Annotated in this window: 13 protein-coding genes; 6 read left to right on the forward strand and 7 right to left on the reverse strand. The window is 39.3% G+C overall.

Features of this window, described 5'->3' with window-relative positions:
- Window positions 1–34: 34 nt before the first annotated feature.
- From AC2JBO_RS10935 to AC2JBO_RS10945, 3 genes are all read left to right on the forward strand, one after another.
- Window positions 35–238 (forward strand): hypothetical protein, encoded by a 204-nt coding sequence (locus AC2JBO_RS10935; RefSeq protein ID WP_496953678.1) that lies wholly within the window; start codon window positions 35–37, stop codon window positions 236–238.
- A gap of 405 nt (window positions 239–643) precedes the next feature.
- Window positions 644–766: a hypothetical protein gene (locus AC2JBO_RS10940; protein WP_496953679.1), complete on the forward strand. Its 123-nt coding sequence runs from the start codon at window positions 644–646 to the stop codon at window positions 764–766.
- Window positions 767–912: 146 nt separating this feature from the next.
- Window positions 913–1,563, forward strand: a complete 651-nt coding sequence (locus AC2JBO_RS10945; protein WP_496953680.1) for a Uma2 family endonuclease — start codon at window positions 913–915, stop codon at window positions 1,561–1,563.
- 199 nt (window positions 1,564–1,762) lie between these two features.
- On the opposite strand, the gene AC2JBO_RS10950 is transcribed toward AC2JBO_RS10945, so the two are convergent.
- Complete coding sequence (locus AC2JBO_RS10950; protein WP_496953702.1) at window positions 1,763–1,894, reverse strand: hypothetical protein; 132 nt, start codon at window positions 1,892–1,894, stop codon at window positions 1,763–1,765.
- Complete coding sequence (locus AC2JBO_RS10955; protein WP_496953705.1) at window positions 1,842–2,177, reverse strand: hypothetical protein; 336 nt, start codon at window positions 2,175–2,177, stop codon at window positions 1,842–1,844. The genes AC2JBO_RS10950 and AC2JBO_RS10955 overlap by 53 nt, the downstream gene beginning before the upstream one ends.
- Before the next feature lie 1,374 nt (window positions 2,178–3,551).
- Between AC2JBO_RS10955 and AC2JBO_RS10960 the strand changes: the two genes are divergently transcribed.
- Window positions 3,552–3,773, forward strand: coding sequence for a DUF4327 family protein (locus tag AC2JBO_RS10960; RefSeq protein WP_496953681.1), 222 nt, complete (start codon window positions 3,552–3,554; stop codon window positions 3,771–3,773).
- A 55-nt stretch (window positions 3,774–3,828) separates the two neighbouring features.
- On the opposite strand, the gene AC2JBO_RS10965 is transcribed toward AC2JBO_RS10960, so the two are convergent.
- The 4 genes from AC2JBO_RS10965 to AC2JBO_RS10980 all read right to left on the reverse strand — a co-directional run bounded on the left by AC2JBO_RS10965 (window position 3,829) and on the right by AC2JBO_RS10980 (window position 10,132).
- On the reverse strand, window positions 3,829–5,037 hold the full coding sequence (locus tag AC2JBO_RS10965; RefSeq protein WP_496953682.1) for a protein kinase domain-containing protein: 1,209 nt from the start codon (window positions 5,035–5,037) through the stop codon (window positions 3,829–3,831).
- Between the two features lie 37 nt (window positions 5,038–5,074).
- On the reverse strand, window positions 5,075–7,135 hold the full coding sequence (locus AC2JBO_RS10970) for a serine/threonine phosphatase (RefSeq protein ID WP_496953683.1): 2,061 nt from the start codon (window positions 7,133–7,135) through the stop codon (window positions 5,075–5,077).
- Window positions 7,136–7,558: 423 nt separating this feature from the next.
- Entirely contained in the window at window positions 7,559–9,244 is a 1,686-nt protein-coding gene (locus tag AC2JBO_RS10975) for a sensor histidine kinase (protein WP_496953684.1), read from the reverse strand.
- A gap of 264 nt (window positions 9,245–9,508) precedes the next feature.
- Window positions 9,509–10,132, reverse strand: coding sequence for a pseudouridine synthase (locus AC2JBO_RS10980; protein ID WP_496953685.1), 624 nt, complete (start codon window positions 10,130–10,132; stop codon window positions 9,509–9,511).
- On the opposite strand from AC2JBO_RS10980, the gene AC2JBO_RS10985 reads away from it, so the two are divergent.
- Window positions 10,131–10,343 carry a hypothetical protein gene (locus tag AC2JBO_RS10985; RefSeq protein ID WP_496953686.1) on the forward strand — a complete coding sequence of 71 codons (213 nt, stop codon included), beginning with the start codon at window positions 10,131–10,133 and terminating at the stop codon, window positions 10,341–10,343. The genes AC2JBO_RS10980 and AC2JBO_RS10985 overlap by 2 nt on opposite strands.
- A 132-nt stretch (window positions 10,344–10,475) precedes the next feature.
- On the forward strand, window positions 10,476–11,513 hold the full coding sequence (locus AC2JBO_RS10990) for a glycosyltransferase family 4 protein (RefSeq protein WP_496953687.1): 1,038 nt from the start codon (window positions 10,476–10,478) through the stop codon (window positions 11,511–11,513).
- 31 nt (window positions 11,514–11,544) lie between these two features.
- On the opposite strand, the gene AC2JBO_RS10995 is transcribed toward AC2JBO_RS10990, so the two are convergent.
- Window positions 11,545–13,014, reverse strand: a complete 1,470-nt coding sequence (locus tag AC2JBO_RS10995) for a DnaJ domain-containing protein (RefSeq protein WP_496953688.1) — start codon at window positions 13,012–13,014, stop codon at window positions 11,545–11,547.
- Window positions 13,015–13,285 lie beyond the last annotated feature (271 nt).

The following is a 13,285-nucleotide window of genomic DNA, read 5'->3' on the forward strand; positions in this document are numbered from 1 at the left end:
TTACAGTCCCTTCTATAACTACCTTTAAGACATTATGACCAAAAACAACCAACGCTTAAAAGAAATCTTAGGCGCCTCCATTACCGAATACACACCCAACGCTATCAAGTTTACAGGCATCTCATTAAATCAGCTCGAACAATTGCTAGCAGAAGATATTACTACTGAGGAAGCATATTTCAATGGGGCGCCGACAACTGCTAAGAGGTTGTTTGAAAAGTATAAAATTAAACTATAGCTTTGGAAAATCCCCCCTTGCCCCCCTTATTAAGGCAGGGCTGTTTCATTCCCTCTCAAACAGGATTTGTCAAGATGGTTAGCAAGAAAAATCATAAGTATGGGTAACAGTGAAATAGACTTTTAAGTACATCAACATAAGTGTGATTGTCTATTTTCGAGGCGCCTCTGTAGCAAAATTACCAATCAGATTTTGCGCGAAACCCTTGATTTTTCAAGCTTTTTAGGGAACGAATCAGCCCTGCTTATTAAGGGGGGTTGGGGGGATTAACAGAAGGATTATGTATTAAAAATAACTTTTCAAACATCCTCTAAGTTTATCGAGTTTGCCAAGCGTTGTACCGAAATTGGAGCAGTTGCTACGTTTGACGGTGTTGCTTTTATTTCTGAAGATGGGGATACTCGTATGGATACTATAACAGTAGTAGGCGTTCAAGATTTAGACTTTGCTGGTGAGTTTGTAAAGTTTACTAGGGGATGTGATGATATTGACGTTTCATCGCAGCAGTTATTTGCGTGGTGGGATTGATTATTATTTTTTACTGAGAGTTATTTTTGTTCTGCGATGGGTGGATGTTGGGTTTCGTTCCTCCACCCAACCTACTACAGATGTTATAACAGTTGTAGACTCTATATATAAGTTTACACGTAATTTTGAGCAAAGGTAGTTAACATATGGTAGCCAGTCTTAAGGAACTTATTACAGTGCCAGAGCTAACATATGGCGCCGACCCAGAGGAAAGGTTTGCTAGCAGTGATGTTAGCTGGGAAGATTATGAGTCCTTGTTAGCCAAGCTAGAGGATAACTCTCATTACCGCATTAATTACTTAGATGGAATATTAGAAATTGTGTCACCATCGAGAAGGCATGAAAAAGTAAAAACGAACTTAGGCACTTTAGTGGAGCGCTTCTTTTATATTAAGCGCATTCGTTATGTACCTTTGGGAAGCTCCACTTTTAGAAACAAAGCCAGAAAAGCAGGCGCCGAACCAGATGAATGCTACTGTATAGGGGAAGAAAAAGAAGTACCAGACTTAGTTATAGAAGTAGTTGTTACTAGTGGCAGCGTTAATAAGTTAGAAATATACCGAAGATTAGGAGTTGCAGAAGTATGGTTTTGGGAAATTAACCAGCTTAAAATATACCACCTACGAGATAGTGGACAGCTTCCAAAAGCTACTGTTTTTACTGCTACCTACGGCTATGAGTTAATCACAGCAAGCGAGTTACTGCCTTCTCTAGATATTAAGTTGCTTGAGCAGTGTGTTACAATTTCAGATTCAATTTTAGCTGTGGACGAATTTGAAAAAGGCATCAACCCGTAATTAGTTGGTAAAATTTGCAACGGATTATGAACGGATGTAACGGATAATTTATTGATTAATAAGCAAAGATTTTTTTGATGGTGCCTCTCGAAGATTAATAACAGGCGCCTTGTATTTATAACCCTAATAATTTTCTATTCAAGCGCGAGGTTGAAGTTGTTTATTTTCAGTAAGATTGTCTTGACTTTTTGCTCTACTCTTAGATGAACGTAAGTCCTCTATTTACAAATCTTACATCAAGATAACTGGCGCCTTGATAATCGTTCTTTTCATAAAGTTTAATTTGTTCTTCTGTAAATCCACACAAAGCTGCAAGCTCTTTTTGGCTCAACTTCGCAGCAATGCGCGCTTTGATTAGAATATCTGGCAAATAACCAATTATCATCAAGTTTTAACACAATAGGCACCTGACTATCATGAGATATCAACATTTCGTATTCCGCTATTTCTGCTCTTAACTTATCTAAATGGCACTGTGCTGCCCCTCTCCCCATTTCCCATTTTTGGTAGTCGTGCCTTTTTCTTTCTTCATCTAGCTCCATTGCTGCTATAGTTTTTTCAAATTCTTCTGCTAAATACTTAGTATTTTTATACTCTTGGTCATTCTTAATCATGGTTCCCACCTTAATAAGTCAATAGCGATAATACCTTTTTTGTTTAAAGCTCTATCACGCTGAAATAATTCATATGAAGTTACACCGTAACTACCTACAGGCTAGTCCGACGGAAAAATTTCACCTTTGTATTTGGCTTTTTGTCCTGCACGGTCATAACAGTTCAGTAGTCGAGGAGCATGAATTCTAAGATACTCAACATCTACAGTTTCATTATCATAACAAGCGTCAAAATCAAGCGGTTCTTCTTTAGCATTCCTATATAATTTGTAAAAAATTTTATACGTAGAGACGCGATTAATCGCGTCTCTACCGGAGTGCGAATTTTACAAATGATGCGCGGACTGCTATATGTTGCTCCTTTGTCAACAATTCCTAATTAACTTGGGTTTATGCAACAAATTATACTTATAAGCTTTGTTGTTTCATTACATTTGGGGAGTAGACACCAACATTTTACACTTCTCTACAGACCGAATTTATTCGGTCTCTACTGTGTCTCTGTGTCTGGAGTGGTAAATATATTTGAATGAACCGATGTAGCGGATAGTTAATTTTGATTGATGCGGATTTTATTTGTAACCAATAGCTTATCCGTTACATCCGTTGCATCCGTTGCAAGATGTTTTTGTTGGGTTGCCCTGGCGCTTCACCCAACCTACGGGGGTGTTGTAAATAATGTTACATATAACAAGTTAATAATGGATATTTTTTTTTACGAATGGGCGCCTGTTCTAACTTATTCACTGCACAGGCAGGATGCCTGTGCTACGATAGATAAATATTAAATTTTTCTAAAGATTGGCATGATGTGTATCCAGGTGTAGATGTTTGCGATAAGCTATAAGTCGATTGACTGCGAGCTAATTATTAAGAAATATTTATAAGAATATCTCTGATATACTTGTAGTTACTTGACGAATAGCACCATTACCCCCTCTGTTTCTGGTGCGTTGATTAACGAATGCATCTTGCCATTTTTTGACAGATTCGATAAAGTCACGTTTATCTCCAGATAATCTCAAAAATAACTGTAAATGTACTAAAGATGTATTCTTTACGCTTACTGTTTGTTTTTTACCCCGATTATCCGGTTCTCATGAGCTATGTAATATCTGCAAGTAGTAGGATGACTCTTGATTCCGCCTAAATTTAACTCTCTCATCTGCCGCACTTTATGCTTTTCTGTGGTAATTACCGTACAAACCAGAATTTGATGCTCACAACTTCCTGTTAGTTGTGGTATAGTTAAAAAGATAAGACTGGCTTTGCCAAAGGTAATACAACTCTACGTATAGGCAAGTTTTCCAGATTCAATGGAAAGCAGTTTTGACCAAGTTTTTACTCAAACAAAATCAAAATTAAATTGATGTTATGGCTCAACAAGTACTTCACCCAATGGTGAAATTGCAGCGCAATGTGCAATCACTTGTAGATTCTGATATTGTCAAACCAACAGACAGCATTTGGAAGATTGCTTTGCTTTTTGGCAATGACTGGCAGCACTGGAAACAGGAACTGCTGGATTTTGGATTTACTATGCAAGACCAAATTGGCGAATTATTATCCGTGGAAGCATGGGACGAAGAAGAATAATTCTAACCCGTTGATGTAGAGACGTTACATGTAACGTCTCTACACACACACCAATCTACAATTCTTTAAGTGCGGCAATTACCTCTTTTGCTGTTTGATATCTATCGCGTGGCAATGGTTCCGTCAAGCGGTCGATGATTTCACGCAATTTCGGGGTAATTGTCGGAATATTTCCTATTTCAAACCGAAACTGGCGCCCGCGTTGGCGATAATATTTGAATGGACTTTCCCCTGATAGTAAAAAAATCAGGGTAGGTCCGATTGCGTATAAATCTGATACCGTTAACGGTTGTCCTCGCTCCTGCTCTGGAGCGCAATACCCTTCTGCACCTATACGTGTACCCGGTATCGATGAACTTTCTTTCACGGCGCCAAAATCCAGTACCACAATACTATTATTCGAGGAACGCATCATTAAATTCGCTGGTTTAATGTCGCGATGAATAAGTGGTGGGTCTTGGTTATGCAGGTAGTCCAACACGTCACACGTTTGAATCATCCAAAAAACCGCTTGATTTTGATTTACTGGCCCTTTGAATAAAACCAGTCTCTCTAAATCTTCCCCCTGGACTAATTCCATTGCTAGATATTTCTTGCCGTCCTCGACAAAAAAATCATAGTACCTTGGTATCCCTGGATGCGATAACGACTTCAGGGTGTTTGCTTCGCGTTCAAACAGTTCCTGCGCTTTGGCAATTCGCGCCATATCGGCATTCATCTGCTTTAGTACTAACAATTGCGGGCGCCCAAGAGAAATCTTTCCCAAAGAGTCCCAAGCTAAAAAAGTCGTCCCCATCCCCCCTTGTCCAAGCGTTCGCAGGACTTGGTAGTGACGAACCGTTTGCTGGACTTTTATGGGTTGACCACAATGAATACAAAATAAATTATTCGGATTATTACCTTCGTGAGTACAGGTAGGTAACGTACTAGGACTTATTTTAGGACTTACAGGTTCGACTTCAAACTTTAATAAAGGACCACCGTTTGCCAGTTGCAACAAACAACTGTCAGGTATTTGTGCTTGAGTAACTAAAATACCATTGACAAAAGTACCGTTAATGCCTTTATTAACCAAGTGCCAAGCACTATTCTGCCCACCTGTATCGACTCGTCGAAGTTCGAGATGATGGCGAGATACCAAATCATCAGCAATGACAATATGATTATCAGCCGAGCGACCTATCCGAATCAAAGGTTCGTCGCTAAAACTCCACTTCTGAAGTGGGTTTTTTTGTTGCGGTTCTAATAAGGTGAGCGTAACCACATTACAAAATTTAATAATAGTTGACGGTTAATGTGTATTAAACCGTACTTGGATTTGGACGTACTTTGGCTCTAACAAGCACAGCAGTGATATTATCATGACCGTTGCACTTATTCGCTAAGTCAATTAACTCACGCACACCCTTATCTAAGTTAGCATTAGAACTCAGTAACGGCTTGAGATGCGTTTGCCAATTGGTTTCGAGTAGATTATTATCCGTTAACCCGTCTGAGGCAAGAATAAATAAACTATCTTCATTTATTTGGAAAAATTGCACGTCTGGGTCGATTAAATTCTCATCACGTGGACCTAATGCTTGTGTCAGTTGATACGCATCTGGGCGCCCATAAGCGATAGTTGGCTCAACTCCACGCATAATTTCGCGTTGCCCAACTTCATGGTCAACTGTAACCTGTTCGAGTCCCCTACGAGTTAAACGATATAAACGGCTATCACCAACATGGGCAACAGCAACATGCGTATCCTGTACTAAAAGCATCACCAAAGTCGTCCCCATTCTGCCAACACCCGAACGAGCATCTTTTTGATTGAGGTCGTAAATTGCCTTATTTGCTTGACGTACTCCTTCACGAATAATATCAGTACTCGGTAGATGATTAAAATTCCAATACGAATTAAAGTACTTTTGCAGAGTGTTAACTGCTAGCTCGCTGGCAACTTCGCCGCTCGCATGTCCACCCATACCATCACATAAAATATATAATCCCCTTGCTGCAATCGCTTGCGCTTTAGGAAATTCTACTCTATTGACTCTTGTTTCAATACCAAAATAGTCTTCGTTGTGGTCGCGTTGACGACCAACATCGGTAAGTCCTGCATTGTCCAGACTGTTTAACTGCATCGGGAGAACGACTGTAGGCATATCATCGCTTTTTGTTTCATTCTCCTCTGCTTCGACCAATTGTAGAACAGTAGGTGCCGCAGTATTTGATGTCGATGCCATCGTAACGGTTACATCGTCCGACTCGTGATTACTCAGAATATTCTTATCACTATCACTATCATTATCATTAACAGTCGGTGGCGTTTCAAGTTCGGCGCCTATTTTGCGTAACCGTGCTTGTAACTGCTCAACCGTCTCTATTGTACCAACGTCCAAATCTCCCAGCAACTGCATCAATGGTCCAAACTGTGTTCGCTGCGACTGTTTGAACAAAGTGTGCCAAACATGACCCAATGCTTTAATGCTTAATGTTTCACCTGCTACATCTGAAGAAGTTTGTTCTGGTTCAAAATCTTCAAAACTAAGATTTGACTCACTATTCGTCAAAGGTTTTTCTAGATAAAGTCTTTGCAGTACTAGCTCTTCGTCTTCATCGAGTCGTAAATTGCTTAACTCTAATAAACTTTGACGACAATTTAATGGTTCAAGCATTTGCCAAAGCTGAGTCATGCGGTGGAAATAATGGACAACTTGTAGCGATGACGTTTGGTCTTCTTGCCAAAGTTCGAGTAAATATTCCCAACTTGAACGGTCTTCGAGCAGCACTACTTGCATGTTCTCCAATGTCCAAGCGTCGTGTATTGGTGGAATACCATAATTACACAGCGACTGCAAAGCTAAATACGGTTTTGCTACCTCGCTTCTACCAGGCGCCTCTACCAAAGCTTTTGAACCTTGCTGTAACGATGCAGCAATTGGCGTAACTTGATACGGTTCACAATCTTGTACTCGTATCAATAACTCTGTATCAGTACTCGTTTCTTGTGGTAGCACTTCAAGTATTTTATAACGCTGTTGTTTATCCAAGTACGACCCAACCTCAAGCGCGCGCGTTTGAGGGACGACTTGAATAGCTTGTTCCAAAGGTACAGGTCGCTTAACTTGAATCAAAATGCTTTCTTCATCCAAGGGTACATCATTCACCTGTTGCGGTGCTTCTTTCTCTTGATCAAATTGGACAATAGCTAACCATACTGTGGCACAATACTTACCGCAATTCTGGCATCGTTCAGCATCGTTCGGCACATCGGCGCCACAAGCCGGACAAGCCCGTTCGGTCAAAGAAGTGCCACAATTTTGACAAAACTTATTTTTATTTGGGTTCTCAAATTTACACTCAGGGCAAATCAACATTGCGGAAATTCCTTAATCCCGTATTATTAGGTGGCGATTTTTTGGAGTAATTCGTCATAAAGACAAACTTCGCCCTTCAGAGTCAATCTTTTGTGAAAGAATACCGATACCCGTCAGAACTATGAATAGGTTTGGTATTTTTGGGACTAAAGCTTGTTTCTTTGCCGGTTCTCAGAATCGCACTTAAGAGCATTACTCTCGCTCAGGCGCCAGCTGGCAGCTCCTACTTTAGAGTACATCAATTAAAACAGGTTAACGTATGTACGTACAGGCGTTACATGTAACGTCTCTACATACAAGGGTTATTGTTAAATAAAACACATCAGCCAGTACCTTAGATAGAATCTAAGTGGTACAGGGAATTATTCTAGCTTATGATTGACAAACTCCGCCGGCGCCAACGATTAACAATTAATACATTTATTATCTAATTGGCAGATGCAACTTAAAACAGGTACGGTTCAACCCGCTTTCAACTTCGATTGTAAGTCCTAGATACCTGGTAAGCTTTTGAACTAACGCCAAACCCAAACCCGTACCACCTTGTTTCCAAGGGTCGTTACTGGGGATACGGTAGAACTTATCGAAAATACGCGGTAACTCAGATACAGGAATTTCAACACCCGTATTTGTAACACTCAGTTCGATGTTCTGAGATTTTAACCGCGCGCTAACGATGACTTCTTCACCTTCTGGGCTAAATTTACATGCGTTAGTTAGTAGCTCGATTAAAATTCGCTCCAAACTAAATGGGTCGCTAACAAATTGAGGTAGGTCTGGGGCAATATCCACATATAAGTCTTTAAGGTAGTTACGGTTTCTTGCTTTGAATAACTCCACCACCTTTACCAACCATTTCTGAATAAATACGGTTTCCAACACTAAAGGTTTCGTGTTGACATCAAGTTTCTGTAAATCTAAGAAGTTGGTTATCAGATTTATCTCGCGTTCGCACTCGTTATTCAAAATCTGAAAATAACGCGCGGCTTTTGATTCTTTACTTTGTATTGTATGATTTACTGTATCTATTGCATTTCTTGATGCTTGACCTATATTCAGAGCAATACCAAGCATCTGAATTGCCATTTTCATATTTGTAAGCGGTGTACGCAATTCATGCGATACAGTACTAAGAAACTGGTCTTTAAGATGGTCGAGTTTTTCAAGCTCCAAAACTCGCGCGTCGTCAACTTCGATTTGTGAATGAGCAACTTCGATTGATTTACGCTCGTTAATATCTATACAGCAACCAATATAACCTGTGAACTCTCCATCCGGTGTTTTTCTTGGAATACCTGTATCAGAAATCCAACGATACTCACCATCCGCGCGGCGTAAGCGATACTCTATATAATACTTTTGTCGAGAATTGAGTGCTGAATAATAGATTTGTAAGCAATTAATTTTATCATCTACATGTACGCTTTCCAGCCATCCGATTCCCTGCGCTTGCTCAATAGTATATCCTGTAAATTCGAGCCAAGCCGTATTGAAAAAGTTATACATCCCATTGGAGCTTGACATCCACAGCATTATAGGAGCAGCATTTGCAACAAAAAAGAACCTTTGCTCGCATTCATCGTAAGCGTCTTCCGAACGCTTTTGTGCGGTGATATCCTCGCAAACCATTAAAATTACAGTTTTTTGTGCTTCACCCGGCAATATTCGTAACGTTACTTTTACCCAAAGAATTTCGCTATGAGGGCAATTTAGGCGATATTCTGAACTAACGGTTCCACTCGCAGATGATACTTTGAATAAACTTAATATTGTACTTGCTAAACATTCACGCGCTCCGGAAGCAAACAAGTGAAAAACTGGCTTATAAAGTAACTCTTCTTTGGTATAACCAAGTAAGTTAGCACCAAATTGATTTACTGCTAGAACAAAACCTTTTTCATCGAGCGCAAATTGAATCAAAGGTGATTCTTCGTAAAGCTCGCGGTATAATAAATTACAATCTGTCTGAGAGTAAAATACTTCGCCTGTTTGGTTTGTACTAGTTACAACTTTATCAGGAACTAGTTCCAAGTGTGTTGCGGGCAAGGGCAATATATTATCTTGCTCTTTAGAAATACGATTCCAGCTAGATGTCTGATTTCGGCTCATAATATTAAGTAAGAAAGCACCCAAATTTTTATATAAACAAGGCTGAATCAAAAACAGTAAAATGAAAAGAAGCTGATTATACAGCTTTTTTCGCGATTTATTCCAAATCCAAATATTTAACTACAAATTTTTAGACACACGTAGGGTGGGCACTGCCCACCGTACTACTAGCACCTGTTGTATACTTTTGAAATAATTAAGAAATAATTAAGAAATTATTAGAATTGATTTAAGTTTAATGGTTAAATTTCAGAGATAGAAAAATTATCCTCGCTTCTTTCTAGGTTTATCTTGTTTATATTTACAGCTTGTAGAAACAATATTATGCAGCAAATCGACTTCAAGAGATGTGAGGTGGCGCCATTCACCGAGGTGTAAACTATCTAAAGTAAGATGGGAGATTTGGAAACGCACCAACCGTAAAGTCGGAAACCCTACTGCTGCGGTCATTCTACGAACTTGACGATTTTTCCCCTCTCGAAGCGTCATTTCTAACCATGCGGTATCCACATTTTTTCTAAATCTTATTGGTGGGTCACGTTCGGGTAGAGTTGGTTCAGAGGGTAATAACCGTACCAAAGCAGGTAAAGAGCGATAATCTTGAATTTCTACACCAGTACGTAGTTTTTGTAGTGCTGCTTCATCAGGAATACGCTCAACCTGTACCCAATAACTTCGCTGATGTGCAAATTTTGGATTTGACAGACGGTGTTGTAGTTGTCCATCGTCTGTTAATAATACTAAACCTTCACTATCCCAGTCTAGGCGCCCAACTGGGTAAACGTCATGAACATCTATATAATCTTGAAGCGTTTGACGTTCCGGAGTATCGCGTGTAAATTGGCACAGTACCCCGTATGGTTTGTAAAAAAGAATATACTTGGTCATGAGTTACAGAGACGCGAAAGAGAAAAATAATAATATCGCAAATTACAGCCGACGTTCGTTCTTATTTTTAGGAGGCGCCTCCAGGGCATTGGCTGCGAATGGTAAAATTCTAGTGCCTGCTGGACGTAAACTAACAAACGTGATTGTGATATACGATACAAAAAATCCGGCACCGCAATCTTTACAACAAGAATGGGCAAAGTTTAATTAACGCACATTAAAGCTACTGTAATTTTAAGGTTTGGTTATCTAAAGATTTTATCTTTTTCTCTAATGCGGGTAAATTATCGACTACTATTATTTCTTAAATAACATAAAAAGTAAAAAGTATCAAACCAAGTTTATGCATTGGACAGTTGCAGCCCCTTTTATTAACAGATTAAACCGGATGCAGGAGCATTGGTTGACTCAACATGTTCCTGGTGATCGACATAAATTTGAGATTATACCGCGTAGACAACCATTACAGAACTGGCATGAGCGTAAATCAAAAGTAACTGGTTTCCAAGATTGGCTGATTTATTGGCAGCATGGAATCGATACACTAAAATTAACCAAGGGAGGAACTATAACAGTTTTTCCACAAATGCCAGCAGTACTTGGGATGCAAAGGCGCTTAACTCGTAAACGTTTTCCAATAATTGCTTGGCTGTTTAATATTGGTACTTGTTCGGATGGATGGAGGCGCCTGTTAGCCAAAGCTTCTTTAGATGAAATTGACTGCTTTGTTGTTCATACACGACGTGAACGTGACATTTATCATGAATGGTTAGGAATTCCCAAAGAGCGCTTTGAATTCGTTCCATTCCAAGAGAAACATATTCCGATAACGCATCAAGAAAATACACAACAACCTTTTATTACTGCTCTTGGTTCTGCCCACCGTGATTTTCCTTCTTTATTTCAAGCAGTTTCCAAGCTCAATGTACCAACAATTGTAGCATCAGGAAAACGCGCGTTAGAAGGATTAGACATTCCACAAAACGTTCAAACACCTTTCGGTATTAGTAAAGCAGAATGCTGGCGCCTATCTCAAGAAGCGCGAATAAATGTAGTCCCCTTACTTCCCAACCCGGAAGTCACCGCAGCCGGACAAGTTACCATAGTCGAAGCAATGCAAATGGGTCGTGCTGTTATTGCCACCCGTTGTCACGGAGCAGAAGATTATATTCAACATGGTGAAACAGGCTTACTAGTAGAACCAAACTCCGTTGACGACTTAACCCAAGCAATAGAAATGCTCTGGAATGACGCAGACCTAAGAAACCGTCTCGGTCAAGCAGCACAACGCTACGCTAAAGAAAACTTTTCTTGTGAATCAAGTGGCGCCGCACTAGGTAAAATCTTAGATAAAGTCGCCGATCAATATAGCACTTATTAACTAATATGGTGGGGCACTGCCCACCCTACTATTAATTGCATTGTAAAATTTGAATTATTCCCTCATTACTAGCACAAACAAGGCTTTTTGAAACGAAGCTAAACTTCGCAACATTAATCTTACTTGTGCCAATATTATCTAAACTGGCGCCCATATCAAGTTCTTCTCCCGTGTTAATTTGCCACAATTTTAAAGCACCATCTGTACTTGTACTGGCAATAATCTGAGAATCATAACTAAAAGATACTTCGGAAATAGGCGCCCGGTGTCCAGCAAAAGTATTAATCTTGCTTCCAGTAGTCATATCCCATAATGTAATGCTTTGGTCAAAACCTCCGCTAGCTATATATTTTCCATCTGGGCTAAAGCAGGTGCAAGTAACAGGCGCCGAATGTGATATGACACTTAGGGATTTACGATTTTTTAAATTCCATTGTTTTATTGTTTTATCACTGCTACAGCTTATTAATATTTGGTTATCTGTGCTAAGTGCTAATGACTGAACAGTATGAGTATGCGCTTTAATGACATGTAACATTTCTCCCATACTGATATGGGTAATTTTGATACTAGTGTCATTACTACCGCTGATTATAGTTTGATTATCTGGGCTGATAATAACCGAGCAAACAGGCGCCGAATGTACTTTAAATTTGTTAATTAGTGTACCTGTTGCGACTTGCCAAACGGTAATACTACCATCATCACTACCGCTAGCAACTATTTGATTATCATTACTAAATACAACACATCGTATTAATTGGTCATGGGTAAAAGTGTTTATTAAGTCACCTGTTGATTCAGATATTGATAATTTCCAAATTTTGACAGTATTATCACTACCTGCACTGGCAATAAATTTTTCATCGGAACTAACTGCTAACTTCCAAATACAGCTACCATGATTTAAAGACTTGACTAATTTACATCGATATGCACGTTTTGACTTTTGAGAAGCAGTTTCTTGCTGATATTTTTGTTCTTGCTCTTTTCGCAGTCGTTCCCTAACTTCCAATTTTCGCTGAATAACTTCTAACTCTGAAACTTTTTTATAATCTGACTTTGCCCGGTTGAGATACCCTAGCTTTTCACAAGCAAGCGCGCGGAATTTATATGCCTCAATATAATCAGGCTTCATCCGAATCGCTATAGTAAAATCTTCAATGGCTTCATTATATTTACCAGTGGAAGCTTTACTCATTCCGCGTCGGTAAATAGTTTCTGGAGTGGATGGAGTAGAAGAGACACTTGTTTTATTTGCTGAAGTTGTGTTTACACTGTTTTGCGTGTCAATATATTGATAATTCTTAAGCTGCTCATAAACCTGATTTATAATTTTAATCTTTTCTTCGGCGCCTAGTTTTTGGGTTGGCTCTAAAAAACAGTCGGGATGCCATTGTTTCGCAAGCTTCCGATAAGCTTGTTTTATTTCTTCCTGAGACACACCTGGTTTTAAATCAAGTATTTTTAAAGCAGAATTTAGATCAAGACGTTCAGCCATGACGACTACGTAAAACTTTAGTATTTAAGACTACTTTATTTTTCCCAAAAATACTTACGGTCTAACTCTTATATCTTTATTGAGACTCGCCTAATTTAAAAGCTTCCCAATCTGAACGCGCAAATTCTTGATTCAAAATCTCAACTTATGCCTGATACTCAGTATCGTTAGCCATTTCCGCAAATTCGGCATTAATTTCTGCTCTTTGTAAAGCTGCTAATTCGTTACGAATCGCACGTGCTACAAAATCATTACGACTTTTAGCCAGGAC

Source organism: Calothrix sp. CBUCES-K 9914 (assembly GCF_059640475.1).